This window comes from Curtobacterium sp. LFS084, from assembly GCF_047977705.1.
GTDB lineage: Bacteria > Actinomycetota > Actinomycetes > Actinomycetales > Microbacteriaceae > Curtobacterium.
Genome location: NZ_JBFPFM010000014.1, coordinates 24,143 through 49,016, shown reverse-complemented (window position 1 = coordinate 49,016; position 24,874 = coordinate 24,143). Strand labels below are relative to the sequence as shown.

At 72.0% G+C, this 24,874-nt stretch carries 26 protein-coding genes and 1 riboswitch; of the genes, 14 read left to right on the top strand and 12 right to left on the bottom strand.

Annotated elements, in window-relative coordinates; all coding sequences use genetic code 11:
* The first annotated feature begins 145 nt into the window (after window positions 1–145).
* From ACNQOV_RS09910 to ACNQOV_RS09900, 3 genes are all read left to right on the top strand, one after another.
* Window positions 146–1,249, top strand: coding sequence for an acyltransferase family protein (locus tag ACNQOV_RS09910; RefSeq protein WP_416394360.1), 1,104 nt, complete (start codon window positions 146–148; stop codon window positions 1,247–1,249).
* A 63-nt stretch (window positions 1,250–1,312) separates the two neighbouring features.
* The gene (locus ACNQOV_RS09905; RefSeq protein ID WP_402266999.1) at window positions 1,313–2,122 is read left to right on the top strand and encodes an SGNH/GDSL hydrolase family protein; all 810 of its coding nucleotides are present in this window, start codon (window positions 1,313–1,315) and stop codon (window positions 2,120–2,122) included.
* 165 nt (window positions 2,123–2,287) lie between these two features.
* A complete protein-coding gene (locus tag ACNQOV_RS09900) occupies window positions 2,288–2,608 on the top strand; it encodes a hypothetical protein (protein ID WP_022906652.1) in 321 nt (106 codons plus the stop codon).
* A gap of 199 nt (window positions 2,609–2,807) precedes the next feature.
* On the opposite strand, the gene ACNQOV_RS09895 is transcribed toward ACNQOV_RS09900, so the two are convergent.
* Together ACNQOV_RS09895 and ACNQOV_RS09890 are read right to left on the bottom strand one after the other, a co-directional pair.
* The gene (locus ACNQOV_RS09895; protein ID WP_022906653.1) at window positions 2,808–3,740 is read right to left on the bottom strand and encodes an aldose 1-epimerase family protein; all 933 of its coding nucleotides are present in this window, start codon (window positions 3,738–3,740) and stop codon (window positions 2,808–2,810) included.
* On the bottom strand, window positions 3,737–4,597 hold the full coding sequence (locus ACNQOV_RS09890) for a DeoR/GlpR family DNA-binding transcription regulator (RefSeq protein ID WP_416394359.1): 861 nt from the start codon (window positions 4,595–4,597) through the stop codon (window positions 3,737–3,739). Before ACNQOV_RS09890 ends, ACNQOV_RS09895 begins: the two co-directional genes overlap by 4 nt.
* A gap of 64 nt (window positions 4,598–4,661) precedes the next feature.
* Between ACNQOV_RS09890 and galT the strand changes: the two genes are divergently transcribed.
* Both galT and galK read left to right on the top strand, forming a co-directional pair.
* Complete coding sequence (gene galT, locus ACNQOV_RS09885; protein WP_402266990.1) at window positions 4,662–5,771, top strand: galactose-1-phosphate uridylyltransferase; 1,110 nt, start codon at window positions 4,662–4,664, stop codon at window positions 5,769–5,771.
* Entirely contained in the window at window positions 5,768–6,904 is a 1,137-nt protein-coding gene (gene galK / locus ACNQOV_RS09880) for a galactokinase (protein ID WP_402266987.1), read from the top strand. Before galT ends, galK begins: the two co-directional genes overlap by 4 nt.
* Window positions 6,905–6,935: 31 nt before the next feature.
* Here the strand turns inward: galK and ACNQOV_RS09875 are convergent, their stop codons facing one another.
* The 4 genes from ACNQOV_RS09875 to glyA form a co-directional block, all read right to left on the bottom strand.
* Entirely contained in the window at window positions 6,936–7,472 is a 537-nt protein-coding gene (locus tag ACNQOV_RS09875; protein ID WP_416394358.1) for a hypothetical protein, read from the bottom strand.
* Window positions 7,469–7,921: a hypothetical protein gene (locus ACNQOV_RS09870; protein ID WP_022906657.1), complete on the bottom strand. Its 453-nt coding sequence runs from the start codon at window positions 7,919–7,921 to the stop codon at window positions 7,469–7,471. Before ACNQOV_RS09870 ends, ACNQOV_RS09875 begins: the two co-directional genes overlap by 4 nt.
* A 216-nt stretch (window positions 7,922–8,137) precedes the next feature.
* Window positions 8,138–9,061, bottom strand: coding sequence for a tetrahydrofolate dehydrogenase/cyclohydrolase catalytic domain-containing protein (locus tag ACNQOV_RS09865; protein ID WP_416394356.1), 924 nt, complete (start codon window positions 9,059–9,061; stop codon window positions 8,138–8,140).
* Window positions 9,058–10,341 (bottom strand): serine hydroxymethyltransferase, encoded by a 1,284-nt coding sequence (gene glyA, locus ACNQOV_RS09860; protein WP_416394372.1) that lies wholly within the window; start codon window positions 10,339–10,341, stop codon window positions 9,058–9,060. Before glyA ends, ACNQOV_RS09865 begins: the two co-directional genes overlap by 4 nt.
* A gap of 60 nt (window positions 10,342–10,401) precedes the next feature.
* A riboswitch (ZMP/ZTP riboswitch) is annotated at window positions 10,402–10,487 on the bottom strand.
* Between the two features lie 37 nt (window positions 10,488–10,524).
* Between glyA and clpS the strand changes: the two genes are divergently transcribed.
* The 7 genes from clpS (at window position 10,525) to nagA (ending at window position 16,024) form a co-directional block, all read left to right on the top strand.
* On the top strand, window positions 10,525–10,812 hold the full coding sequence (gene clpS / locus ACNQOV_RS09855; RefSeq protein ID WP_022906660.1) for an ATP-dependent Clp protease adapter ClpS: 288 nt from the start codon (window positions 10,525–10,527) through the stop codon (window positions 10,810–10,812).
* A complete protein-coding gene (locus ACNQOV_RS09850) occupies window positions 10,809–11,285 on the top strand; it encodes a DUF2017 family protein (RefSeq protein ID WP_416394355.1) in 477 nt (158 codons plus the stop codon). The genes clpS and ACNQOV_RS09850 overlap by 4 nt, the downstream gene beginning before the upstream one ends.
* Before the next feature lie 136 nt (window positions 11,286–11,421).
* A complete protein-coding gene (locus tag ACNQOV_RS09845; RefSeq protein WP_416394354.1) occupies window positions 11,422–11,847 on the top strand; it encodes a MarR family winged helix-turn-helix transcriptional regulator in 426 nt (141 codons plus the stop codon).
* A gap of 165 nt (window positions 11,848–12,012) precedes the next feature.
* A complete protein-coding gene (locus ACNQOV_RS09840) occupies window positions 12,013–13,365 on the top strand; it encodes an MFS transporter (RefSeq protein ID WP_416394353.1) in 1,353 nt (450 codons plus the stop codon).
* A gap of 169 nt (window positions 13,366–13,534) precedes the next feature.
* Window positions 13,535–14,413, top strand: a complete 879-nt coding sequence (gene purU / locus ACNQOV_RS09835; RefSeq protein WP_402266968.1) for a formyltetrahydrofolate deformylase — start codon at window positions 13,535–13,537, stop codon at window positions 14,411–14,413.
* Window positions 14,414–14,420: 7 nt separating this feature from the next.
* Window positions 14,421–14,819, top strand: a complete 399-nt coding sequence (locus tag ACNQOV_RS09830) for a YrdB family protein (RefSeq protein ID WP_416394352.1) — start codon at window positions 14,421–14,423, stop codon at window positions 14,817–14,819.
* A 74-nt stretch (window positions 14,820–14,893) separates the two neighbouring features.
* Window positions 14,894–16,024 carry an N-acetylglucosamine-6-phosphate deacetylase gene (nagA, locus tag ACNQOV_RS09825; protein ID WP_416394371.1) on the top strand — a complete coding sequence of 377 codons (1,131 nt, stop codon included), beginning with the start codon at window positions 14,894–14,896 and terminating at the stop codon, window positions 16,022–16,024.
* 5 nt (window positions 16,025–16,029) lie between these two features.
* Here nagA and ACNQOV_RS09820 read toward each other — a convergent pair whose 3' ends face one another.
* Together ACNQOV_RS09820 and ACNQOV_RS09815 are read right to left on the bottom strand one after the other, a co-directional pair.
* Window positions 16,030–16,332: a hypothetical protein gene (locus tag ACNQOV_RS09820; protein WP_416394351.1), complete on the bottom strand. Its 303-nt coding sequence runs from the start codon at window positions 16,330–16,332 to the stop codon at window positions 16,030–16,032.
* 285 nt (window positions 16,333–16,617) lie between these two features.
* Window positions 16,618–19,074 carry a GH92 family glycosyl hydrolase gene (locus ACNQOV_RS09815; protein WP_416394350.1) on the bottom strand — a complete coding sequence of 819 codons (2,457 nt, stop codon included), beginning with the start codon at window positions 19,072–19,074 and terminating at the stop codon, window positions 16,618–16,620.
* 142 nt (window positions 19,075–19,216) lie between these two features.
* Between ACNQOV_RS09815 and ACNQOV_RS09810 the strand changes: the two genes are divergently transcribed.
* Entirely contained in the window at window positions 19,217–20,404 is a 1,188-nt protein-coding gene (locus ACNQOV_RS09810) for a MalY/PatB family protein (protein ID WP_416394349.1), read from the top strand.
* Between the two features lie 9 nt (window positions 20,405–20,413).
* On the opposite strand, the gene nagB is transcribed toward ACNQOV_RS09810, so the two are convergent.
* Window positions 20,414–21,199: a glucosamine-6-phosphate deaminase gene (gene nagB, locus ACNQOV_RS09805; RefSeq protein WP_416394348.1), complete on the bottom strand. Its 786-nt coding sequence runs from the start codon at window positions 21,197–21,199 to the stop codon at window positions 20,414–20,416.
* Window positions 21,200–21,260: 61 nt separating this feature from the next.
* Between nagB and ACNQOV_RS09800 the strand changes: the two genes are divergently transcribed.
* On the top strand, window positions 21,261–21,740 hold the full coding sequence (locus ACNQOV_RS09800; RefSeq protein WP_416394347.1) for an NUDIX hydrolase: 480 nt from the start codon (window positions 21,261–21,263) through the stop codon (window positions 21,738–21,740).
* Window positions 21,741–21,920: 180 nt separating this feature from the next.
* Here ACNQOV_RS09800 and ACNQOV_RS09795 read toward each other — a convergent pair whose 3' ends face one another.
* The 3 genes from ACNQOV_RS09795 to ACNQOV_RS09785 are packed head-to-tail and all read right to left on the bottom strand — an operon-like array spanning window position 21,921 to window position 24,870.
* A complete protein-coding gene (locus tag ACNQOV_RS09795) occupies window positions 21,921–22,991 on the bottom strand; it encodes an ABC transporter ATP-binding protein (protein ID WP_416394346.1) in 1,071 nt (356 codons plus the stop codon).
* Window positions 22,988–23,857, bottom strand: coding sequence for an ABC transporter permease (locus ACNQOV_RS09790; protein WP_022908310.1), 870 nt, complete (start codon window positions 23,855–23,857; stop codon window positions 22,988–22,990). Before ACNQOV_RS09790 ends, ACNQOV_RS09795 begins: the two co-directional genes overlap by 4 nt.
* Window positions 23,854–24,870: an ABC transporter permease gene (locus ACNQOV_RS09785; RefSeq protein ID WP_416394344.1), complete on the bottom strand. Its 1,017-nt coding sequence runs from the start codon at window positions 24,868–24,870 to the stop codon at window positions 23,854–23,856. Before ACNQOV_RS09785 ends, ACNQOV_RS09790 begins: the two co-directional genes overlap by 4 nt.
* Window positions 24,871–24,874: the final 4 nt, after the last annotated feature.

The following is a 24,874-nucleotide window of genomic DNA, read 5'->3' as shown; positions in this document are numbered from 1 at the left end:
CGAGCCCCACGGGGCCCACACCCTCCCGAACGCCGGCTCTTCATCCGAGGGTCGTGGGTTCGAGCCCCACGGGGCCCACACCCTCCCGGTCCACGTCCCCCACCGCGACCGCTCGCGTCAAGGCGCATCGCTTAGGATCGGGCCCATGCGCGATCGCCCCACCGGCAGGATCGGCTCACTGGACGGACTCCGCGGCGTCGCCGCAGCCGTCGTCGTGGTCCACCACACGCTGCTCACCATCCCGGCGTTCTCCGACGGCAACTACCGCGCAGCCGTCCCCGGGTGGGCCAGCTGGCTCGTCTACTCCCCGGCGCACGTGCTGTGGGCCGGCAGCGAGGCCGTCTTCGTCTTCTTCGTCCTCAGCGGGTTCGTGCTCACCCTGCCGGCACTCCGCCGCTCGCAGGACTGGATCGCCTACTACCCGAGCCGACTCGTGCGCCTCTACCTGCCGGTGCTGGTGTCCATCGGACTGGCACTCGCCCTGTTCTTCCTGGTCCCCCGACAGGACCAACCGCACCAGTCGTACTGGATCAACCGGCACGCCGAACCGCTGTCCCTGCACAGCCTGTTCAACGACGTCACGCTCCTGTCGCCGTCGCTGGTGAACAGCCCGCTCTGGTCCCTCACGTGGGAGGTCTTCTTCTCCCTCCTCCTCCCGCTCTTCGTGTCGATCGCCGCCGTGACGAGACGCTGGTGGTGGGCGACCGGGATCATCGGGATCGTGCTGTCCTCGATCGGCTGGTACGAACACGTGCTCTGGTTGACCTACCTGCCGATGTTCCTCATCGGGTCAGCCCTCGCCGCAGGCTGGGAACGGATCCCGGACGTCGGCACCCTCGTCGGGTGGGTCCTCCTGCCCGCGTCCCTGGCCGGGATCACCGCCGAGTGGTGGCTGCCGGACGACGCATGGTGGTCGCCGGCCGTCCGAGCGGTCGTGCTCGCGTCGGCCGGGGTCATCGTCGTCCTGGCCGGCAAGTGGCTCCCCGCCGAGCGCTTCCTGCTCGGCGGCGTCCCGCGGGAACTCGGACGCCTCTCCTTCAGCCTCTACCTCGTGCACGAGCCGGTGACGGTGTCGCTCGCGAACCTGCTGCCGGCCACGTTCCCGTCGTGGCTGATCGTCGTCGCGATCCCGATCGGGCTCGGTGTGGCCGTCGTCTTCTCGCGGTTCGTGGAGCTCCCCGCGCACCGACTGGCGAAGCGGATCGCGAAGACGCTGTCGACGAAGCCCCCGGTGCCGCAGGCTGTCTGACGGTTCAGCACCTCGCCGTGGCCGGTCACGAGGCTCTGCGGGGTGACCCTCTACAATCCCGGTGTGGCCCGACGAACCGACGGCGGCAGGTCCGGCGGCTCCCGTCGTTCCACCGTGCAGACCCGACGCCGACGGGTGATCCCTGCGGTCGCCATCGGCGCCATGGGTCTCGGCATCGCCGGCCTCCTCGCCCTGCTGCCAGCCGTCTCGAACGCGTGCCAGGTCGTCCCCGCGACGTCGCGTTTCTCGTCGGCGCAGGTGTCGGCCGCCACGGCGCCGGGCTCCGACGTCCTCATCGTCGGGGACTCGTACACGACCGGTCGCGGATCGTCGGACAACCTCCACGGCTGGGCACAGGACCTCGTCGCCGAACGTGACTGGGACGCGACCATCGACGGCGGTCCCGGCACCGGGTACGTCAACCGTGGGGCGGCCAGGTCGGCGCGGGCCGTCTACCAGTCGAGGATCGAGCGGCGCGCAGCACTCTCGCCGGACCTCGTCCTCGTGCAGGGCAGCCAGAACGACTGGCTCACGAGTTCCGCCACCCTCGAGCGGACCGTCGAGAGCACGCTCCGGCAGGCCGAGGAACAGTGGCCCGACGCCGTCGTCATCGCGATCGGACCGTCGGCGCCGCAGCCGCGGGCCCAGGCGACGACGGGCATCAACGCCGCGGTGGCCGCCGGCGCACGAGCCGCCGACGTCCCGTTCGTCGACGCCCTCGACGGCCAGTGGTTCACCGCGATGAACAGCGGCAGCTACGCCGCGACCGACGACGAGCACCTGAACGACGCCGGGTACCGGTACCTCGCGGGCAAGATCGACGCCGAGCTCGAGGACCTCGCGACGAAGCCCGACGGCGAGCAGTGCCTCTGAACTCCCGCATGGGGTACAAGTCGCCTTCAGTCGTCTCATGGCGGTTCCACTGCACAGTTCAGTCCGCGTTCAGCCGACTGTTGGGCTGCCGCCGATACTGTCGTTCCCGGATCCGATCGACGGATCCTGCAGCATCGCACCATCGCAGAACGAACGGGGTACACCGTGATCGAGCCCATCGAAGCCACGCAGACCAGCACCACCGGTGACGCGCGCCGCATCGTCGAGCTCGCAGCAGCGACCAACACGACGATGAGCAACGAGCTCCTGCTCGACACGCTCCGCCGGAACGCCCAGGTCACGACCCGCCACATCCGCAAGGACTTCGTCGAGGTGGCGACCGGCACCTCGGTGCTCGGCTACGTCTGCCGGCAGCGCAAGGACTTCATCGCCCTCCGCGGCGACGACCCGGCCTGGGCGCACGAGGTCGGCCGGTACGCGAGCGAGTCGCTCGCGGTCGAGGCGCTGCGCATGCGCCGCGCCTGAGCCCGCCCCACCGAAAGACGAAGGCCGCCCCACACGGGGCGGCCTTGTTCGTGTCCGGAGCAGCCCGGGGCAGCCCGGCAGCCCGGCCGCCCGTCACCCGCCCGAGTCTCGCCCACGCGGACAGTTCCGCGGCGCACGAGGCACGAAACTGTCCGCCGAGCCGAGTCTCGGGTGCGGCTCGCCCTCGCCGACCGCCGGTTCAGGACCAGACGCGGCGGATGCCCCAGCTGCCGGTCCAGGACTCGTCGGGCTCGAGCCAGCGCAGCCCCTCGCCGGAGTTGAGCGCGTTCGCGGGCGCCGTCATCGGCTCCACCGCCACGGCCAGCCCGGTGCCGTCGCCGCGGGGGAACTCGCGGGACGTGAAGACCTGCACGTACGGGAACGACCCGTCCTGCCAGAGTTCGACGCCGTCGCCCTCCGGTCCGTGCATCGTCGTGCGGCGGATCCCGTCGGCGTCCGGGGTGACGTCCGTGTAGGCGGTGTCGAGGTCGGCGTCACCGGCGCGGACGCCGGACCGCAGGTCGAACGGCGTGCCCTCGACCGGGACCGTGCCGTTCGGGATCTTCCTGTCGTCGACGGTGAACGCGGTCGCGGCGTCGAGCCGGACGACGAGGTCGTCGGCCGGGGTGTCACCGGCACGCAGGTAGGGGTGCGCCCCGATCGCGAACGGCGCCTTGACGCCGGAGCGGTTCACGACCTCGTGCGTCACGCGGATGCCGTCGTCGACGAGTTCGTGGTGCACCCGCGTCTCGAGGGTGAAGGGCCAGCCGTGCTGGGGGTGGATCGTGGCTTCCTGCACGATGCCGGACTCCGTCTGGGTCACCACGCGGTACGGGGCGAAGCGGAGCAGCCCGTGCGAGGCGTTGCCGTACTTCGGCTCCGAGACGTCGAGCTGCTGCCGCGTGCCGTCGAGTTCCCACACACCGCCGGCGACGCGGTTCGGCCAGGGTGCGAGCACGATCCCGTTCGCCCCGGGCGGCTGCGACGTGACGGGGAACGGCTCGGTGAGGTCGAAGCCCGCGACGCGGAGTTCGCGGATGCCGGCGGCCACCTCGGTGACGATCGCCTCGACGACGCCGTCGGGGCCGGCGTGACGGAGGTGGTACTGGCCTCCGGTGGGCGCTGCGGTCATGCGGTCTGGTTCCTTCCGTTGCGTGCCGGATCGCCACCGGCGGGCTCGTCCGCCACGACCACCTGGACGCCTGCCGCCCGGATCGGGGCGACCTGCTCCGCCGTGGTCTCGGCGGTGACGACGACGTCGATGTCCTCGAGCGCGCGGACCACCCCGAGGTGGGCTCGGCCGAACTTCGACCCGTCCGCGACCACGACGGTACGCCGAGCCGTGGCCGCGAGCATCCGCTTCGCCTCGGTCTCGGGCAGGTTCACGTTGGTGAGGCCGTGGGCGACGTCGAGCCCGGTGCCGCCGAGGAACACGGTGTCCGCCGCGATCATCGGCAGCACCGCCCCGTTGAAGGGCGCGACCAGCGAGTGCTGCAGCGGGCGCAGTGTGCCGCCGGTGACGATGACGGTGAAGCGCGGCACCGCGGCCTCGAGCACGAGTGCGGTCGTCAACGAGTTGGTCACCACCGTGACGTCGACGAGGTCTTCCCGGGCGACCAGGGCCGTCGCCACCGCGGCCGGCGTCGTGCCGACGTCGAGCACGACGCACTGGCCGGAGCGGACGAGGGCGGCCGCAGCGCGGCCGATGGCGACCTTCGCCACCTGGTGCTCGACGGCGGTCTCCTCGAAGGGGCGCTCGGTGGAACCGGCCCCGAGGCGGACCGCACCGCCGTGCACCCGCCGGATCCGCGCCTCCTGGTCGAGCGAGGCGAGGTCCTGTCGGACGGTCACCTCGCTGGTGCCGAGCGCCGCTGCCAACGCGGCCGTCCGGACGAGGCCGGGCGCACCGTCGACGATGGAGACGATGCGGTCCTGCCGCAGCGGCGCGGGGAGGGCGCCGGCCAGGAAGGCGAGGTCGTCGTCGGTCATGACACCAGTTTCGCGTGCTTCCGAACACTTTCGCAATGCTTCGCGGAGCCGCTAGGGTGGTGCGGTGATCACCAAGCGCGTGACGAAGCTCGCGGACGGACGCGACCTCTTCTACTTCGACGACGCCGACTCGACGCTGCCCGCAGAACGCAGCATCGACCAGCGCGTGCTCGACCCGCGGCCGGAGACGGCGCGCATGCGCCAGGACGTCCTGACCGGCGAGTGGGTCTCCATCGCGGCGAGCCGGCAGAACCGGGTGTTCCTGCCGCCGGCCGACCAGGACCCGCTCGCCCCGCAGACGCCGGAGAACCCCTCCGAGATCCCGAGTCGGTACGACGTCGCGGTGTTCGAGAACCGTTCGCCGTCGTTCGGTCCGGAGCTCGCGGGTCCGGACGGGGCTGCCGACGCACCGTCGTCGCTCGACTCCCTGTCCGACGTCGGGCTGAACCGGCAGTTCCGGAGCGTCGGCCGGTGCGAGGTCGTGTGCTTCTCGCCCGCGACCGAGGGCTCCTTCGCGTCGATCTCCGAGTCGCGCGCCCGCACCGTGGTCGAGGCGTGGGCGGACCGTACCGCCGCGCTCTCCGAGCTCCCGGGCATCCAGCAGGTGTTCCCGTTCGAGAACCGCGGCGAGGCCATCGGCGTCACGCTCCACCACCCGCACGGGCAGATCTACGCCTACCCCTACGTCACGCCGCGCACCCAGCGCCTCCTCTCGTCGATCGAGCGGTTCGGACCGGACCTGTTCGAGCAGCACCTCGCGAACGAGCGCGCGTCCGACCGGGTCGTCCTCGCCGGTGAGCACTTCACCGCCTTCGTGCCGTTCGCCGCGCGCTGGCCCATCGAGATCCACATGCTCCCGCACCGGCACGTCCCCGACTTCGCCGGCCTCACCGACGCCGAGAAGGACGAGCTGGCGCACATGCACCTACGGCTCACCCGCGGCATCGACAAGCTCTACGACGACCCGACGCCGTACATCGCCGCGTGGCACCAGGCGCCGGTGCACACCGGCCGCGACACTGTGCGGCTCATGCTCCAGATCACGTCCCCGCGTCGCGCGGCGGACAAGCTCAAGTTCCTGGCCGGCAGTGAAGCCGCCATGGGCGCGTGGATCGGGGACCTCGTCCCCGAGAAGGCGGCCGAGTTCATCCGAGGAGGGATCGAACGCGCATGACGTTCCAGCAGGTCTACGGGTACGAGCCCACGGTGCGGTACTCCGCGCCCGGTCGGGTCAACCTCATCGGCGAGCACACCGACTACAACGACGGCTACGTCCTGCCCTTCGCGATCGACCGTCGCACGACCGCCTCGATCGCCCCGCGGACGGACCGCGTGCTGCGGGTCGCCTCGGCCTTCGACGCGTCCTCGGTGTTCGAGCTGAGCCTCGACGAGCTCGAGCCGTCGCGGATGAGCGGCTGGTCGGCGTACGTCCTCGGCATCGCGTGGGCGCTGCGTGAGCAGGCGGGTGCGGACCTCACGGACAAGACCGGCTTCGACGTCTTCATCGAGTCGGACGTCCCCGTCGGCGCGGGCCTGTCCTCGAGCGCGGCGATCGAGTGCGGCGTCGCACTCGCGTTCAACGACCTGTGGGAGCTCGGCCTGAGCCGGAAGCAGCTCGCACGCGTCGGCCAGTACTCCGAGAACCACGCCGTCGGTGCGCCGACCGGCATCATGGACCAGTCCGCCTCGCTGCTCGGCGAGCAGGACGCGGTGGTCTTCCTCGACTGCCGGACGCTCGACACCGCCGTCGTCGACCTCGCGCTCGAGGCGAACGGGCTCGAGGTCCTCGTCGTCGACACCCGCGTCGAGCACGCCCACGCCACCGGCGGCTACAAGGCCCGACGCGACTCGTGCGAGCGGGGTGCCTCGGTGATGGGCGTCGAGGCGCTGCGCGACCTGTCGGTCGACGACCTGCCGCGGGCGCAGGAACTCCTCGACGACGAGACCTTCCGTCGCGTCCGGCACGTCGTGACCGAGGACCAGCGTGTCCTCGACACCGTCCGCACGCTGCGCGAGCACGGACCGCGCTCCATCGGCTCGCTGCTCGTCGCCTCGCACGCGTCGATGCGCGACGACTTCGAGATCTCGGTGCCGGAGCTCGACCTCGCGGTCGAGACCGCGATGGCGCACGGTGCGGTCGGCGCGCGGATGACCGGCGGCGGCTTCGGTGGTGCGGCGATCGCGTTGGTCGACCAGGAGGCGCGGCAGACGATCGCAGACGCGGTCACCGCCGCCTTCGCCGCTGCCGGGTACCGCGAGCCGACGGTGTTCACGGTGCACGCCGCGCAGGGCGCCCGGCGCGACTGACGCGCCTCCGCCGCGCCGGTCGAGCCGCCGGTCAGCGGGTCGCGTGCCCTGTGGTGACCGTCACGCCGCCCCACGGGAACCCGTGCGGGTGCGGGACCTCGTGGTGGATCTGGTCGATCACGACGTGTCCTTGCCACACGGTGTAGACCAGCACGCCCAGCACGACCACCACCGGGACGGCCAGGTACGCCGCGAACCGGATGACGTCGCCGAGCGATCGCTTGCCGAGCCGCTCGAGCGTCGGCGGGAGGAACGTGCCGACGACGACCACGAGCAGCAGAACGGCGATCGCGGCCGGCGCTGGGTGTCCCTCGACCTGTACTGTGCGTGGGGCACTCGACAGCAGGTTGCCCGCGTCGTCGATCCAGTGCCCGTCGCCGTCCGTCCCGCCGTACTCCGCCGCGGCGGACCACATCGTGAGCGTCGGGTACGACAGGAGCGCGACGACTCCGATCAGCACGAGGCCCCATGCCCGCGGTCGCAGCTTCCGTCCGGCGTGCGCCATCACCGGTGCGGTCTGCATGTGCTCCCCCATGTGCGAGACCGGAGCACCGCGGCCGACGCTCACGGCGCGCCCTCGAGACGCTGGATCGACCACGAGACGTCGCCGATCGTGACGGGGTGCACGTCGCCGTGCGCAACGGCCCAGAACACCCACTGCCATTGCACGATGAACAGCACCCACACCAGCATGGTCACCCCGACCACCCCGGTCAGACCGAGTGCGAGCACGCGGTCCTGGTCCCACCGTGCGGCTCCCCGTCGAGCGACCCCGACGACGAAGCCGCCGACCGCGAAGCCGACGGTGAGGAGCACCCACCCGATCCACGGCCGGGCTTCGAACTGCACGAAGCCGAGTTCGTGCGTGTCCGTGCTGCCCGGCAGCCGCGGGTCGGCGGACCAGTTCTGTCCGAGGACCTGCAGGAACAGGCACAGCAGTGTGATCCAGATGAGTTTGCGGGCGTCCTTCGTGAAGAGCGACTCGCGCGCTCCGGGTTCCGCGACGGACGTGGTCATGCTCGAACGGTAGCGCGGCGCCGGACGTCACAGAAGCGCCCATCCGAGGGTCGCCCCGAATCCGGCCACCTCGGACCCGCGCGGATGTGGCGGCGCCGACCCGCGCCTCCCGAACGTGGTTCGTGAGCAGAAGTGGTCGGGTCCGACGACGGGACCCGACCATTTCTGCTCACGAAGCGCACATCGCGGCGCGCACACGCACGCCCCCGCACGCCGCTAGTGCAGGTGGCGCTCCGCCGCCTCGACGACGTTCTTCATGAGCATCGCGCGGGTCATCGGGCCGACGCCACCGGGCGTCGGCGACAGGAAGCCCGCGACCGAGGCGACCTCGGGGTCGACGTCGCCGCGCAGCTTGGCCTTGCCCGTCTCCGGCGACACCACGCGGCTGATGCCGACGTCGATGACCGCCGCACCCGGCTGCACCCAGTCGGGCTTGACGAGTCCGGCGACCCCGGCCGCCGCGACGATGATGTCGGCTCGGCGGCACTCGGCGGCGACGTCCTCGGTGAGCGAGTGCGTGAGCGTCGCGGTGGCCTCGAGCCGGGTGAGCAGCAGGCCGAGCGGACGACCGACCGTCAGCCCCTGCCCGATGATCGTGACGTGCTGACCGCGGATCGGGACCTCGTACGCCTCGAGCATCGCGACGATGCCGCGCGGGGTGCAGGGCAGCGGCGCGTCGATCGTGCCGGCACCACCGGGCACGGCGAGCACGAGCTCGCCGAGGTTCGTCGGGTGCAGGCCGTCGGCGTCCTTGGCCGGGTTCATCAGCTCGAGCATCGGGATCGGGTCGATCCCCTGCGGCAACGGGAGCTGCACGATGAACGCGGTGACCCGGGGGTCGTCGTTCATCTGCAGGATCGCAGCGCGGATGTCGGCGGCCGAGGCGGTCTCGGGCAGGTCGATGCGGACCGAGTCGAGCCCGATCTGCGCGGAGTCGCGGTGCTTGCCGGCGACGTACGACACCGAGCCGGCGTTCTGCCCGACCATGATCGTGCCGAGACCGGGGCGGAACCCGTGGTCGTGCAGCCGGTCGATGCGGACCTTCAGGTCGTCGAGCGTGCGGGCGGCGAGGGCGGTGCCGTCGATGCGGACGGCACTGCCCTCGCCTGCCCAGCGCTCACGAGGGAGCGCGGCGCTCACGCGTAGAGCGGGAACGCGTCGGTCAGGGCCTTCACCCGCGCCGAGAGCGCTTCGATGTCCGGGTTCGGCATGAGCGTCAGCGCGATGATGTCGGCGACCTCGGTGAACTCGGCGTCCCCGAAGCCGCGCGTGGCGAGCGCCGAGGTACCGATGCGGACACCCGAGGTGACCATCGGCGGGCGCGGGTCGAACGGCACGGAGTTGCGGTTCACGGTGATGCCGACCTCGTGCAGGAGGTCCTCGGCCTGCTTGCCGTCGACCTCGGAGGTGCGCAGGTCGACGAGCACCAGGTGCACGTCGGTGCCACCGGTCAGGACGTCGATCCCGGCGGCCTTCGCGTCCGCCTGCGTGAGGCGGTCCGCCAGCAGACGAGCACCGCGGAGCGTGCGCTCCTGGCGGTCCTTGAACTCCGGGGTGCCGGCGAGCAGGAACGCGGTGGCCTTCGCGGCGATCACGTGCATGAGCGGGCCGCCCTGCTGCCCCGGGAACACGGCCGAGTTGAGCTTCTTGAACAGCGTCTCGTCGTTGGACAGGATGATGCCGGAGCGGGGGCCGGCGAGCGTCTTGTGCACGGTCGAGGACACGACGTGCGCGTGCGGGACCGGGGACGGGTGCAGGCCCGCCGCGACGAGACCGGCGAAGTGCGCCATGTCGACCCAGAGCTTCGCGCCGACCTCGTCCGCGATCTCGCGGAACTTCGCGAAGTCGAGCTGGCGGGGGTACGCGGACCAGCCGGCGATGATGACCTTCGGCTGGTGCTCGACGGCCTTCGCACGGATGTCGTCGTAGTCGACCTCGAAGGTCTCCGGGTCGACGCCGTAGGACACCGCGTTGTAGATGCGGCCGGAGAAGTTGAGCTTCATGCCGTGGGTGAGGTGCCCACCGTGGGCGAGCTCGAGCCCGAGGATGGTGTCGCCGGCGGAGGCGATGGCGTGCAGGACGGCGGCGTTCGCGGTCGCGCCGGAGTGCGGCTGGACGTTGGCGTACTCGGCGCCGAAGAGGGCCTTCGCACGGTCGATGGCGAGCTGCTCGGCGACGTCGACGTACTCGCAGCCGCCGTAGTAGCGCTTGCCCGGGTAGCCCTCGGCGTACTTGTTCGTGAGGACGGAGCCGACGGACTCGAGGACGGCGCGCGGCACGAAGTTCTCGGACGCGATCATCTCGAGGGTGTCGCGCTGCCGGCCGAGCTCCTGCTCGAGCACGCGGGCGATCTCGGGGTCGACCTCGCTGAGCGGGGCGTTGAAGCTGGACTGCGTGGTCTCAGCGGGCAGATCGGTGATGGACACGGGACTCCTCGTTGTCTGTCCCGTCGCGCGCGTGCACGACGGAGGTGGACGGTTGGGCGCGGCCCAGGCGTACGGCCGCGCACCGTGTCAGGTGTCGCTCCCCGATGGTGACCCATCCAACGCCAGTCGCGACCCCACGATCGTACCGAGCGCACCGGTTCGTGTCACCCTGGAGGCATGACCATGCTCAGCCCCGACGTCGACGAGCGGACGACGACCCGCTCCGACACCCCCTGGGTGACCGTGGTCTGGGACGACCCCGTCAACCTGATGTCGTACGTGACCTACGTCTTCCAGTCGCACTTCGGGTTCGGGCGGGCGAAGGCGGAGCGGCTCATGCGCCAGGTGAACGACGACGGCCGCGCGATCGTGGCGACCGGACCCCGCGAGGCGATGGAGGCACACGTCGAGGCGATGCACGGCTACGGACTGCAGGCCTCGGTCGACCGGGCTCCCGCCCCGTGATCCCGTTCGTCCGGCGTGCCGACGGCGTGCACCTCGCCATGTCCTCCGGCGAGCGCGGCGTGCTCACGTCGCTGACCGAGCAGCTGCAGCAGGTGCTCGGCGGGGACCTCGCCGCGGACCCGGTCGCGGCACGGATGTTCCCGGACGCCTACCGCGACGACGCCGAGGCCAGCGCCGAGTTCCGACGCTGGACCGAGTCGGACCTGGTGGCGCGGAAGAGCACGAACGCGGCGACCGTCCACGCGTGGCTCACCGGTGCCCGTGACGGCGCCTTCGACCACGACGACGAGCAGGCCTGGCTGCGCTGCCTGACCGACCTGCGGCTGACCATCGCGGACCGGCTCGGGATCGTGGACTCCGCGACCGAGGAACGGTCGTACACCGCCGACGCGGGCATCGGACTGCGGGACGTCTACGACTGGCTGGGGTACGTGCAGGAGCACCTGGTCGACACCCTGACCGCGACGCGATGAGCCTCGGCTTCCGTCCGGTCGGCGACGACCTGGAGGCGCTGCTCGCCTCCTCGACGCTCGACGACGTGCTGGTGGCACGCACTGCGATCAGAAGGAAGCCTTGCAAGTTCGCCTGTCGAAGTAGTACCGTGACGGTATGGATTCGGTCGGCTCGGACGCGCTCGCGGGTGAGTTGCTGACGCTGTACGGCAAGATCCGCCGGACCACCCTCGTCGGCAAGGTCGACGAGGTCACGGCGTCCCAGTCCGCGGCGCTCGGACGGCTCGTCCGTGACGGTGCGACCACGACCGCCGAACTCGCCCGCGCCGAAGGCGTCCGCCCGCAGTCGATGGGCGCGACCGTGCAGGCGCTCGAGGACCTCGGCCTCGTGACCCGCACGCAGGACCCGACCGACGGCCGCCGGACCATCGTCGCCGCGACGGACGCCGGCCGGACCGCCCGCGCCGAGTCCCACCGCGCCCGGACCCGCCTCCTCGCCGAGCGCCTCGCGACGCTCGACCCCGACGACCGCGCCGTGGTCGCCCGCTCCCTCCAGATCCTCGAACCGCTCGTCGAACCGTGACCACCAGGAGGGGCGACCCGCGTCGACCGACGCGAGTCGCGCCTCCTGGCCGTCACGACGCGACCCGAGTCGCAAAGGCAGCCAGCCACGTCCACCGCAACCGCCTCCACACCCGTCTCCCCCACGGCCGATCCGGAGGGCAGCGGCTTCGGTCCGAAGCTCCTCGTGCCGGTCCTCGTCGGGCCGCTGCTCAACCCGATCAACACGACGATGGTGTCGGTCGCCCTCGCGCCGATCTCCCGTGACCTCGGGATCGGGGCGGCGCAGGCGATCTGGCTCGTCGCGGCGCTCTACCTCGCGAGCGCCGTCGCCCAGCCGACGATGGGGAAGCTCGCCGACCGGTTCGGCCCGAAGAAGGTCTTCCTGACCGGGCTCGTCATCGTCGGGGTCGCCGGGATCGTGCCCGAGTTCCTGACCGGCTTCGGCGGCGCGGTGTTCGCCCGCGTCCTGATCGGCATCGGGACCTCGTCGGCGTACCCGGCGGCGCTGACGACCCTGCGCCAGCACTCGACCCGCATCGGCAAGCCCACCCCGCCGCTCGTGCTCGGCGCGCTCTCGATCACCTCGCTCGTGTCCGCCGCCGCCGGACCACCCCTCGGCGGGGCGCTCATCGCGGCGTTCGGGTGGCACGCGATCTTCCTCGTGAACGTCCCGCTCGCGGTGTTCGGGATCGTCGTGTCCGCGATGTGGCTGCCGTCGGACCGGCTCCGGCCGCGGGAGGACGAGGACGTACCCGTCCTCACCGCGCTCGACCCGTTCGGCATGCTGCTCATGACGGGGACCGTCTCGGCGCTGCTCGTGTTCCTGCTCGACCTGTCCGCCGGGCTCTGGTGGCTGCTCGGCACGGCCGTCGTGCTCCTGGTGGCGCTCGTGGCCTGGGAGCTCCGAGCGGCGCGACCGTTCGTCGACGTCCGGATGCTCGCGCGGAACGGCGCGCTCTCGCGGACGTACGTGCGCCTGTTCCTCGTGTACATGCTCGCGTACACGATGACCTACGGCTTCTCGCAGTGGGTGCAGGACGTCGCGGGTTACTCGAGCGACGTCGCCGGGTACATCCAGCTGCCCGCGGCCGTCGTCGCCGGGGTCGCGTCGTTCCTCATCGCCCGGAAGACCGCCGTGCGGGGGCCGCTCGTCGTCGCGGCCGTCGTGCCGATCGTCGGCGGGCTGCTCCTGCTCCTGCTGCACACCGGGTCGCCCGTGTTCCTGCTCGTGCTGGCACCGGCGCTCTTCGGCGTCCCGCAGGCGCTGGCGTCGGTGTCGAACCAGGCGGCGCTGTACCGGGTCGTCCCAGCGGCGTCCATCGGCACCGCCGCGGGGCTGTCCCGTACGAGCGTGTACATCGGGGCGATCGCGGCGTCCTCGCTGATCGGCGGGGTGTTCGGCCAGGCTCCGACGACGCCGGACCTGCACGTGCTGGCGTGGGTGATCGTGGGCGTCGCGGTGCTGCTCAGCGTCTTGACGATCGCCGACCGGGCGCTGGCGCGGCCGCTCCCCGCGCCCGCGAGCCGCACTTCGTGAGCAGGAATGGTCGCCTCGCGCCACGGCACCCGACCATTCCTGCTCACGATCCGGCCCGACGGCGCACGATCCGGCCCGACGGCGCACGATCCGGTCCGACGGCAGCCGCAGCCCGACCGGCGGGGCCGCACCGCGCCTCCCGACAGCCCGATCCCGGTACCCTGAACCGGTGACCGACCCGACCGCCCCGAGCGCCACGACCCCCACGCACTGGACCCTCACGCTGGTCTGCGACGACCAGCCCGGGATCGTGCACGCCGTCTCCGGGGCAGTCGTCGCCGCGAGCGGGAACATCACCGAGTCGCAGCAGTTCTCGAGCGCTGACACGAACACGTTCTTCATGCGCCTCCAGGTGATGGCCCCGGTCGACCGCGCCACGTTCGAGGCCGCCCTCGCCCCCGTCGCCGAGCGCTACACCGCGCGCGTGCAGCTCGACCTCGTCGGCCGGCCGATGCGCACCCTCGTGCTCGTGTCGAAGGCGGGGCACTGTCTGAACGACCTGCTCTACCGGCAGCGCGGCGGGCAGCTCCCGATCGAGGTGCCGCTCGTGCTCTCGAACCACGGGGACCTGTCGGAGCTCGCGTCGTTCTACTCCGTGCCGTTCGAGCACCGGCCGGTGACCGACGCGGCGAGCAAGCAGGAGATGGAGCGCCGCGTGCTGCAGGCGGTGGAGGAGCACGACATCGAGCTCGTCGTCCTCGCCCGGTACATGCAGATCCTGTCGCCCGAGCTCTGCGCCGCGCTCGAGGGCCGCGCGGTGAACATCCACCACTCGTTCCTGCCCGGCTTCAAGGGGGCGAACCCCTACCGGCAGGCCCACGCCCGCGGCGTGAAACTCATCGGTGCGACGGCGCACTTCGTCACGAGCGACCTCGACGAGGGCCCGATCATCGAGCAGAACGTCGTGCGGGTGGACCACACGAAGGACCCCGCCGAGCTCGTGTCGATCGGCCAGGACGAGGAGTCCCGCACGCTCACCCAGGCGGTGCGCTGGATCGCGGAGGACCGGGTCCTCCTCGACGGCGCCCGCACCATCATCTTCAAGTAGGCACCGCATGTCAGCACCGCAGTCCCCCGTCGATTGGGGCGACACCCCGGACCCGCACGCCATCCGCCCGCGGAGGCTCGACGGCTGGACGGTGCTCCGCGTCCTCGTGTGCGCCTTCGGCCTGGTCTCGCTGGCGTACTGGGGCTACATCGCGTGGCCGTTCCCGGTGCCGGGCATCCTGTTCATGATCGGCGCGCCGATGTTCGCCGCGGTGGTCTGGTACCTGTTCCGGTCGCCGCGCTCCCCCATCGAGACGGACATCGTCGGCAAGACCATCGTCGAGGTCGCGCTCGTGATCGCGGCCGGTGCGGCCTGGATCTCGATCGGGCACCCGGTCGTCGGGATCGTCTTCATCGTGGTCGCAGCGTTGTCGGGCGTGGTGCAGTTCCGCAAGGAGACCCGGTGAGCGGCGTCGCGTCCGCCGCATCCGGCGCGTCCGTCGCGTCCGGCGCGTCCGTCGGCCAGGAGGCGCGGCGCACCCTGTTCCGGTCGGCCCACGTCGTCGATGCCGGCGGCTCCACCGCGGACGGCTGGGTCCTCGTCGTCGGTGACCGCATCCACGCGGTCGGCTCCGGTCCAGAGGGACCGGCGGCGACGTCGGTCGACGAGGTCGTCGACCTCGGCGACGCGGTCCTCGTGCCCGGCTTCATCGATCTGCACGGGCACGGGGGTGGCGGGGTCGCCTACGAGGACGAAGCCGTCGGTGCCGCCCTCGCCGTGCACCGCGCGCACGGCACGACCCGCTCGGTCCTGTCCCTCGTCGCGAACCCGGTCCCCGCGCTCACGGCGTCGCTCGACCGCATCCGCGCGGTGATGGCCGACGACCCGCTCGTGCTCGGCGTCCACCTCGAGGGCCCCTTCCTCTCCCCGCACAACAAGGGCGCACACAACGAGTCGTTCCTGATCGACCCGTCGCCGGCCGCGGTCGAGGCGCTGCTCGAAGCCGGCGAGGGCGTCATCCGCCAGGTCACCGTCGCCCCGGAACTCCCCGGCGCCCTCGACGCCGTCCGCCGGTTCGTCGCCGCCGGGGTCACCGTCGCCGTCGGCCACACCGTCGGCACCTACGACCAGGCCCGTGCCGCGTTCGACGCCGGTGCAACGCTGCTGACCCACGCGTTCAACGCGATGCCGGGGCTGCACCACCGTGCGCCGGGGCCGATCGGTGCCGCCGTGGCGGACGACCGCGTGACGCTCGAGCTCATCCTCGACGCCGTGCACGTGCACCCGGTCGTCGCGGACACCCTGCTGCGCGCTGCCCCGGGCCGGGTCGCGCTCATCACCGATGCGATGGGTGCTGCTGGCGCGGCCGACGGCTCCTACCGGCTCGGGTCGCTCGACGTCACCGTGACGGAAGGCGTCGCGCACGTCGCCGGAACGAACACCATCGCGGGGTCGACGTTGACGCAGGACGTGGCATTGCGGAACGCGGTCCCGCTCGCCGGACGGACGCTGCCCGAGGCCGTCGCGGCCCTGACGAGCGTGCCGGCTACAGCACTGGGGCTCGGCGACCGGTTGGGGCGGCTCGCGCCGGGCTACGCGGCCGACCTCGTGGCGTTGTCACCGACGCTCGACGTGCAGCGGGTGTGGGGCGGCGGGCGCGAGCTGGGCTGACCCGGTCACCGCCGGGCGAGTGCTCCTGCGACGAGCCGGAGCAACAGGGCGACCGCTCCGACCACGGCGACACCGACCCCGATGACGACGACGATCACGAGTCGGGCGAGGGCGTGCGACTCGGTCTCGTCCTCGCGGACGCCGAGGTACGACGCACCCGCGAGCACGAAGACCGCCGCGACGAGCAGCAGCAGCCCGATCCAGGTCGTGGCGCGGAGTGCGGCCGGTGCTGGTACCCGGTTCCGCTCGTCCGGCGACGCGGGTCGGGCCTTGGCGCCCTCGGTCTCCCAGTCGGCGAGTTCGGTCATGATGGTCCCCCTCTGTCGGGTCGATCGTAGGGCCTGCACATCAGGACCAGATCCCTCCGGCCAGCGTGCTGGCTGTTCCGCCGACGCTCTCTGAGTAATCGGTGCGCGCCGTACCCTGGTTCCCGTGGCAGGGGGAAGCACGAAGCCGAAGCCCGTCGGCTTGCCGCTCGACCTGCGCCGTGGGCGACGAAAGCGTCGGCGCGCGGAGACCGCGTCGCCACTCGGCACCGCGCGGCGCAGACCCCGCCGCCGACCGCACCACCGAAGGACGAGCATCACCCCGGGTCAGCGGTCGATCGGGCGTTCCCGAGCGCCGGTCGCCCACGTCGTGTCCGCGGTGTCCCCGACCCGGAGCGACAGCGTGCCACCGCGGGTCACGAAAGACGCTGGCACCCACGACTTCTCGAGGGTCCGCCCGTTCAACCGCGCACCGTGCACGAACGGGTCCGTGCTCGACGAGCGGATCGCGATCCGCTCCCCGCTCGACCGCCGGATGTCGACGGTGGTGAACGTCGGGCTCCCCACGAGCATCTCCACCCGCCCGGGCGTCTGCGGGAACAACCCGATCGACGCGAACACGTACCAGGCGCTCATCGTGCCGAGGTCGTCGTTCCCGGGCAGCCCGCTCGGACCGGTCGTGTAGGCGTCGTCGACGACCTGCCGCACGGTCTCCTGCGTCTTCCACGGCTTCCCGAGCGCGTTGTACATCCACGGCGTGTGGATGTCGGGCTCGTTCGTCGGGTCGAACTTCGTGGCGTCGCCGCCGGTCACCGCGAACGCACCGGCGCTGTCGTGGAAGAACGCGTCGAGCCGCGCGACCGCCGCGTCGTCGCCACCCAACGCCGTCGACAGCCCCTGCACGTCCTGCGGGACGAGCCAGGTGTACTGCGCACTCGTGCCCTGCGCGAACCCGGTGCCGGTCGAGGGCGACCAGTCGGGCGTCCACGAGCCGTCCTCCTGGCGAGCGGCCTGGTAGCCGACGGCCGCGTTGAACGTGTTCTTCCAGTAGGTCCCGCGCTCCGCGAACATCCGGGCGTCGGAGCGCAGCCCGAGGGACCCCGCCCAGTACCCGAGCGCGCTGTCGGAGATCGAGTCCTCGAGCGTCTCGGCAGCGCCACCCCAGCACGAGCAGTCGTCGTTCGCGGCGTAGTGCCGCTCGAGGTACTCGTCGAGCGCCGGCCGCTGCGCGAGGCACTGTCCCGGGCAGCCGATGTCGCTCTCGGCGTCGGCGTTCTCGACGGTCGCCTGACGTTTCAGCGACTGGTAGGCGGCCCGCACGTCGAAGTTCCGGACCCCCATGGCGTACCAGGTGGCGAGCGTCGCCGCCGAGGGGTCCCCCGTCATCACGTGCGTCGGGACACCGAGGTGCAGCCATCGGTCCCACACGCCGCCGTTCTGCTCGGCGAACCGCAGCATCGACTGGGCCATGTCCCCGGCGACGTCCGGCCGCAGCAGGGCGAGCAGCTGGATCTGCGCCCGGTACTGGTCCCACCCGGAGTACGTGCCGTAGACGGCCCGGTGTCCGCGGTCCATCCGGTGCACCCGCTGGTCCGGCCCCAGGTAGCGGCCGTCGCGGTCGTTCAGCGTGTTCGGCTGCATGAGTGCGTGGTAGACGGACGTGTACAGCTGGGTGGTCCGGTCCGTCGTGCCGCCCCCGACGCGCAGGCGCGACAGTTCACGGTTCCAGGAGGCGCGGGTGCCGGCCGCCACGCTGGCGACGGTCGCGCGCGGGGTCACCTCGCCGTCGCGGTTCGCGATCGCTCCTGCGGCGCTCACGTACGAGATGCCGATCCGCGCGCGCACCGTTGCACCGCGACGCGCGTCGAACCCGACCCACGCGCCGGAGCCGCGTCCGGCGCGGTCGGCGCCGGTCAGGTACCCCTCCCCACCGGAGGAGGCCGTGCCTCCCGGCTGGACCGTGCCGTCCTGCCACGTTCCCGTGCTCGTGAACGCCCGGTCGAAGGTGGCCGTGAAGAACAGGCGGTAGTAGCTGCGGCGGTCCGGGTTGGTGGCGCCGCCGCCGTTCGCACGGCGGCTGCAGAAGCCGCCGGTCAGGACGCTGCCGCTCACGGTGCGGGTGCGGGCGTCGACGCGGGTGGTCGCGGCCTCGCTGCCGTTGATCGAGTTCGAGGTGCGGAAGAGCAGGTTCGCGGCCTTCCCGGCGGGGAACGCGAACTCGCCGACGCCGGCACGCGTCGTGACGGCGAGGTCGGTGCGGACGCCGTTGTCGAGCGCGACGCTGTACCGACCGGGACTCGCGGACTCGTCGTCGTGCGAGTAGCCGGCGGCGTAGACCGCGTCGGTGGAGTCGGACGACGGCGAGGTCGTGACCGGGGTCGTGACGGGCATGATCGGCACGTCACCGGCGGCTCCCGGCGCGCAGCCGGCACCGTTCAGGTGCGTCAGGCTGAACCCGCGCAGCCGGTCCACGTCGTACGAGTAGCCGTTCGCTACCGGGGTCGAGGTCTGGTCGCCCGCGGTGCCGGTCGGGCTCCACTGCAGCATGCCGAACGGCGCGGTGGCACCGGGCCAGGTGTTGCCGTCGCCGCTCGTGCCGATGAACGGGTCGACGTACCGGGCGGGGTCGGAGACGGTCCGGGTCTCCTGCCCTGCCTGTCCCGAAGGCGAGGCGACCGCCGGTGCGGCGACCATCCCCGTCCCGAGCAACGCGGCGATCGTGGCCACCGCGGCGAGCGGCAGCGGGCGGAGGAGCGGGCGACGGTGCACGCGGGAACGGTTCACGTCGGCGACGCTAGACCCATCGGACGGGGGACGTGCGGTCGGTCACCGAGCGCTCCCCCGCTGTTCACGTCGGCGTGGACCGTACACCCTCGCCGACCTCGACTGAGGTCCAGATCACACCGTCCGCTGCGAGGATGGCCCCATGAGCGTCATGGTCTCCCTCTTCGATGCGCACCGCACCCGCACCAGCGAGAAGTACACGGCACACCCGCCGGAGGTGCTGCCGATGTTCGTCGCCGAGATGGACAGCATGCTCGCCGAGCCGGTGCGGGACGCCCTCGTGGCCGCGGTCACGAACGGCGACACCGGCTACGTCGGGCACGGCCGGGCGCTCCCCGAGGCGTTCGCCGACTTCGCCGAGGCCCGCTGGTCGTGGCGACTCGACCCCGACATGGTCCGGACGACCACGGACGTCTCGGTGGCCGCGGTGGAGACGCTCCGCCGGGTGATCGAACCCGGCGACCAGATCGTCATCATGCCGCCGGTCTACCCGCCGTTCTGGGAGTACGTCGCCGAGGCCGGCGGCTCCGTGACCGAGGTCCCGCTGCTCGCGCCAGAGGGCGCGGCGGACCCGTTCGACAACACGGCCGGCTGGCGGATGGACCTCGACGGCATCCGCCGAGCGTTCGCGGACGGCGCCCGGACGGTGCTGCTGTGCAACCCGCACAACCCCCTCGGGCTGGTGCACACCCGGGACGACCTGGCCGCCCTCGCCCGGCTCGCCGCCGAGTGGGACGCGGTGGTCGTCTCCGACGAGATCCACGCACCGCTCGTGCACCCGGATGCGACCTTCACGCCGTTCCTCGACTCGTGTCCCGAGGCCGCCGACCTCGGCGTCGCCCTGACCAGCGCGAGCAAGGCCTGGAACCTCGCGGGGACGAAGTGCGCGCTCATGGTCGGTGCCTCGGACCGGGCGCGAGCGTGGTTCGACGGCATGCCGACCGAGGTGGTGGAGCGCACCGGGATCCTCGGGTACACCGCGAGCGTGGCGGCGTTCAGCGAGGGCGGCCCCTGGCTCGCGTCGCTGCTGACCGAGCTCGCCGCGAACCGCCGCACCCTGGCCGAGCGCATCGGTGCGGTGCTGCCCGGTGCCGGCTACCGGCAGCCGCAGGCGTCCTACCTGGCGTGGCTCGACCTGCGCGCGCTGCCGTGGGGCGACGACCCCGCCGCACACCTCGTCGACGAGGCGAAGGTGGCGCTCAGCAGCGGCCCGGACTTCGGTCGGCAGGGAGCCGGCTTCGCCCGGCTGAACTTCGGGTGCTCGGCCGAGACCCTCGACGAAGGACTCAGCCGCCTGCACACCGCGTGGTCGCGGCGCACGGGCGGCTGAGCCGGGGACTCACTCGAACAGCTGCCAGGCCGGCTTGTTCGCGTACGTGTACCGGTAGTAGTCGGCGAGCGTGAGCCCCGCGGCGGCTTCCTCGTCGACGACGACGGTCGCGTGCTCGTGCAGCTGCAGCGCGGACCCGGGGACGAACGACGACAGCGGACCCTCGACCGCGGCGGCAACGGCGTCGGCCTTCGACGAACCCTGGGCGACGAGGACGAGCTCGCGAGCATCGAGGATGGTGCCGAGCCCCTGCGTCATGCAGTGCGTCGGGACCTGGTCGAGGCTGTCGAAGAACCGGGCGTTCGCCTCACGCGTGGACGGGGCGAGCGTCTTGATGCGCGTGCGGGACGCGAACGAGGACGTCGGTTCGTTGAACCCGATGTGCCCGTTCGCGCCGATCCCGAGGATCTGCACGTCCACCCCGCCGGCGGCCCGGATGGCGGCGTCGTACTCCTTCGCCGCGAACTCGAGGTCGTCGGCGCGACCGTCCGGGACCCGGACGCGGGAGGGTTCGAAGCCGAGCGGGTCGATGACGTCGCGCTGGATCACCGAGGCGTAGGACTCGGGGTGCTCGAGCGGGATGCCGACGTACTCGTCGAGCGCGAAGGCGCGGGCCTCGGCGAACGAGATCTCCCCCGCCTCGACGCGACGTCGCAGGTCGGCGTAGATGCCCTGTGGGCTGGACCCGGTGGCGACTCCGATGACGGCGGACGGCTTCTTCGCGACGACGGAAGCGATCTTGGCCGCGGCGACGCGACCGACCTCAGCCGGCGTGGGCAGGATGATGATCTCCACGGTCACAGCCTACTGGTCATGACCAGTCCGCGACAGGGTGCGGTGTCGGTAGCGTGGCGGCATGCCCACGCCTGACTTCGTCCTGTCCCTCCGCTCGAAGATCGGGAACGACCCGCTCTGGCTCACCGGGGTCACCGCCGTCGTGACGCGCGGCGAGGGCACTGATCGCGAGCTGCTCGTCGTCCGCCGGGCCGACAACCTCGCCTTCACGCCGGTGACCGGCATCGTCGATCCGGGTGAGGAGCCCGCCGTCGCCGCGGAGCGCGAGGTGCTCGAGGAGGCGGACGTCGTCGCGGTCGCCGAACGCCTGGCGTGGGTGCATGTCCTGCCGGAGATGACCTACCCGAACGGTGACCGGGCGCAGTACCTCGACCTCGTGTTCGCCTGCCGGTACGTGTCCGGCGACCCGTTCCCCGCCGACGGCGAGAACACCGAGGCCTTCTGGGCACGGCTCGATGCCCTGCCCGAGATGCCCGCGACCATGCGGGCACGCATCGACGCGGCCCTGTCCGACGACCCGGCCACGCGCTTCCAGCGCTGATCACCGGACGGGAGGCGCGGTGCCAGCCCGCACCGCGCCTCCCGTCCGCAAGTGCGCAGCCGAGTCTCGCGCAGGCGGACAGTTTCGCCGTCGGAGCGTCGCGGAACTGTCCGCCCAGCCGAGACTCGGTCTCGCCGGGGCAGCCCGTCGCCGCTCCGCGAGCGGAGTGGCTCGTCGCCGCTACCCGAGCGGAGCGACCGCGACGGGGGCGCCGAGCAGCCGCACGGCGACGGCGTCGCCGGCAACGCGGCGGTCCCCGACCTCGTGCTGCACCGTCACGACCGTGTCGTCGTCGAGCCGGACCGTCGTCCGTCGGATCGACCCGAGGAAACTCGACGCGACGACCGTGCCGGTGACGCCCTCCGACGCGAAGGCGACGTCCTCCGGGCGGACGTAGGCGAGGACCGGGCCGTCCGGTGCCGCGGCGTCGAGTGCCGGCACACGGAACCCGTACACGAACACGTCCCCACCGCGCAGGTCACCGCGGAGGCGGTTCGACTGCCCGACGAAGTCCGCCGTGAACGCCGACGACGGGGAGCGGTAGAGCTCCTCCGGCGTGCCGATCTGCTCGATGCCGCCGGCGTTCATCACCGCGATGCGGTCCGAGACGGCGAGCGCCTCCTCTTGGTCGTGGGTGACGAACACGGTCGTGATGCCGAGGTCGCTCTGGATGCGCCGGATCTCGTCGCGCAGAGAGACCCGCACCTTGGCGTCGAGCGCCGACAGGGGCTCGTCGAGCAGGAGCACGCGGGGCCGGGTGACGAGTGCCCGGGCGAGGGCGACGCGCTGCTGCTGCCCACCGGAGAGCTGGTGCGGGTACCGGTCGGCGAACTCGGCGAGGTGCACCATGTCGAGCGCGTCGATGACCTGCTCGCGGCGGGCGGCGGCCGGCACGCGGCGCATCTCGAGGCCGAACGCCACGTTCTGCCGGACCGTCATGTGCGGGAACAGCGAGTACTGCTGGAACACCATGCCGATGTCCCGCTTGTCGACCGGGGTGTCGGCGACGTCCTGACCGTCGATGCGGATCGACCCGGCGTCGATGCCCTCGAGGCCCGCGAGCGCCCGGAGCGCGGTCGTCTTGCCGCACCCGGACGGGCCGAGCAGCGACACGAACTCACCGGGTTCGATGCGGAGCGACAGCCCGGCGAGGGCACGGTGCGCGCCGTAGTGCTTCTCGACGCCGTCGAGCTCGACGATCGCGCCGTCGGTCGCGAGCGACGCCGGGGCGGCGGGGGCGGTGACGGTCATGCGGACTCCTTCGGGGCACGGCGGCGGGAGCCGACCCGGCCGATGAGGACGAGCAGCACGAATCCGAAGACGAGTGCGGCGAGCGAGAAGATCGCGGCGACGTAGGGGTCGGTCGACTGCACGAGCAGGAGCGCGGTCTGGAACGTCGTGCGGGAGAGGAACGAGGCGAGGGTGTACTCGCCGAGGACGACCGTGATCGTCAGGAAGCAGGCGGCCGTGATGCCGCGACGGAGGTTCGGCAGGAGCACCCGCCACGTCACGGTCCACCACGAGGCGCCGAGCGACCGGGCGGCCTCGGAGAGCACCGACATGTCCATCGCGGTGATGGCCGCGGCGATCGGTCGGAACGCGAAGGGCAGCGCGATGATGCCGATCGCGAAGGACAGCGTCCACGCGTCCGAGCCGAAGACCTGCGCGACGACCTGGTACACGGGGATGAACCCGACGACGAGGACGACCACGGGCACGGTGATCGGCACGATGCACACGAACTCGAGGACCCGGCGGAGCCTCGGGTACCGCAGGGCCGTGATGATCTGGGCCGGCAGCAGCACGAGCAGCACGATCGCCACGGTGATGAGCGCGATGAGCAGCGAGGCGCCGAGCCCGTCGAACACCGGCTGGTAGGTCGCCGCGTTCACCGGGTCGACGAGTGCCGTGTAGTGCGCGAGCGTCAGGCTGCCGTCGGTCCCCTGGCGGAAGGTGAACTGCGCGAGGGCGACGAGGGGGACGGCGAACACGAGGCCGATCACGACGAGCACGATCGCGGCGGTGACCCGCGACGGGGCCGCGCCGAAGCGGCCGACGCGGGTCGCGCCTCCCGTCCGTCGCGGCCGGACCGTGCGCCCGCCGGTGGCCGCGCTCATCGCTGCCACCGCGCTGCCCGACGCTGCAGCAGCGAGTAGGCGCCCATCACCAGGGCCATCACGACGACCATGCCGAAGGCGAGCACGCCGGCGACGTTCTGCAGCCCGATGATCGTCTCGCTGGTGAGCTGGGTCCGGATCGTCAACGGCACGATCCCGCCCTGGGAGATGAGCGCCGCAGCCGTGGCGAACGACGAGAACCCGTTCGCGAAGAGGAGCAGCAGCGATCCCCAGAACGCCGGCGCGAGCACGGGCAGCGCGATCCGTCGCCAGTAGGTCGCGCGCGACGCCCCGAGGGTGGCGGCTGCCTCACCCCACTGGGCCTTGACGCCCTCGAGGGCCGGCATGAACGTGAGGACCATCAGCGGCACCTGGAAGTAGACGTAGGGGATGACGAGCCCGGGCACCGTGTACAGGAAGGTGCCGTCGGCGTTGAGGTCGATGTGCAGGGCGGACACCAACCAGGTGGTGACGAGTCCCTGCGCCCCGATCGTGGCGATGAACGCGAACGCGAGCATGACACCGCCGAACTGGGCGAGGACGCTCGCGGCCGCGTCGATCATCGACCGGACGAGACCGTCGGGTCGGAGCGCGGCGAGCGCCCAGCACACGACGGCGCCGATCACGGCGCCGATCACGGCGGACACGGCGGACAGGCCGAACGAGCCCCCGAAGGCGCGGAGCACCGACGGGTCGGCGAACGCGGCGAGGTTCGCGAAGGTGAACGCGCCGCTGCTCGTGAAGAAGCCACTGCCGACCGCGATCACCGCGGGGACGGCGAGGAACAGCAGGACGTAGACGGCGAACGGGGTGAGGCCGAGCCACGCGACGCCGCCTCGCCGCCGGACCCGGGGGCCGGCGGCGCGGCGGGCGGTGGCATCGGCGGTCGTCGCCGGAGGGGTGGCCGCGGTCGTCGCGGCGGGTCCGGCCGGGACGGGTGCCGGAGCGGTCCCACGGCCGGGTGCCCCGACGAGCGGGTTCCCGCCGGCGCCCGGTGCCGATGCGGTGGTCATGCTG

Bases quoted from the DNA above. Each gene is read 5' to 3' on its own strand.
- ACNQOV_RS09785 (WP_416394344.1), bottom strand. From the start codon at position 24,870: ATGACCACCGCATCGGCACCGGGCGCCGGCGGGAACCCGCTCGTCGGG.
- ACNQOV_RS09810 (WP_416394349.1), top strand. From the start codon at position 19,217: ATGAGCGTCATGGTCTCCCTCTTCGATGCGCACCGCACCCGCACCAGC.
- ACNQOV_RS09795 (WP_416394346.1), bottom strand. From the start codon at position 22,991: ATGACCGTCACCGCCCCCGCCGCCCCGGCGTCGCTCGCGACCGACGGC.
- ACNQOV_RS09790 (WP_022908310.1), bottom strand. From the start codon at position 23,857: ATGAGCGCGGCCACCGGCGGGCGCACGGTCCGGCCGCGACGGACGGGA.
- ACNQOV_RS09800 (WP_416394347.1), top strand. From the start codon at position 21,261: ATGCCCACGCCTGACTTCGTCCTGTCCCTCCGCTCGAAGATCGGGAAC.
- ACNQOV_RS09845 (WP_416394354.1), top strand. From the start codon at position 11,422: ATGGATTCGGTCGGCTCGGACGCGCTCGCGGGTGAGTTGCTGACGCTG.
- ACNQOV_RS09870 (WP_022906657.1), bottom strand. From the start codon at position 7,921: ATGACCACGTCCGTCGCGGAACCCGGAGCGCGCGAGTCGCTCTTCACG.
- galK (WP_402266987.1), top strand. From the start codon at position 5,768: ATGACGTTCCAGCAGGTCTACGGGTACGAGCCCACGGTGCGGTACTCC.
- ACNQOV_RS09820 (WP_416394351.1), bottom strand. From the start codon at position 16,332: ATGACCGAACTCGCCGACTGGGAGACCGAGGGCGCCAAGGCCCGACCC.
- ACNQOV_RS09890 (WP_416394359.1), bottom strand. From the start codon at position 4,597: ATGACCGACGACGACCTCGCCTTCCTGGCCGGCGCCCTCCCCGCGCCG.
- ACNQOV_RS09830 (WP_416394352.1), top strand. From the start codon at position 14,421: ATGTCAGCACCGCAGTCCCCCGTCGATTGGGGCGACACCCCGGACCCG.
- ACNQOV_RS09895 (WP_022906653.1), bottom strand. From the start codon at position 3,740: ATGACCGCAGCGCCCACCGGAGGCCAGTACCACCTCCGTCACGCCGGC.
- clpS (WP_022906660.1), top strand. From the start codon at position 10,525: ATGACCATGCTCAGCCCCGACGTCGACGAGCGGACGACGACCCGCTCC.
- ACNQOV_RS09910 (WP_416394360.1), top strand. From the start codon at position 146: ATGCGCGATCGCCCCACCGGCAGGATCGGCTCACTGGACGGACTCCGC.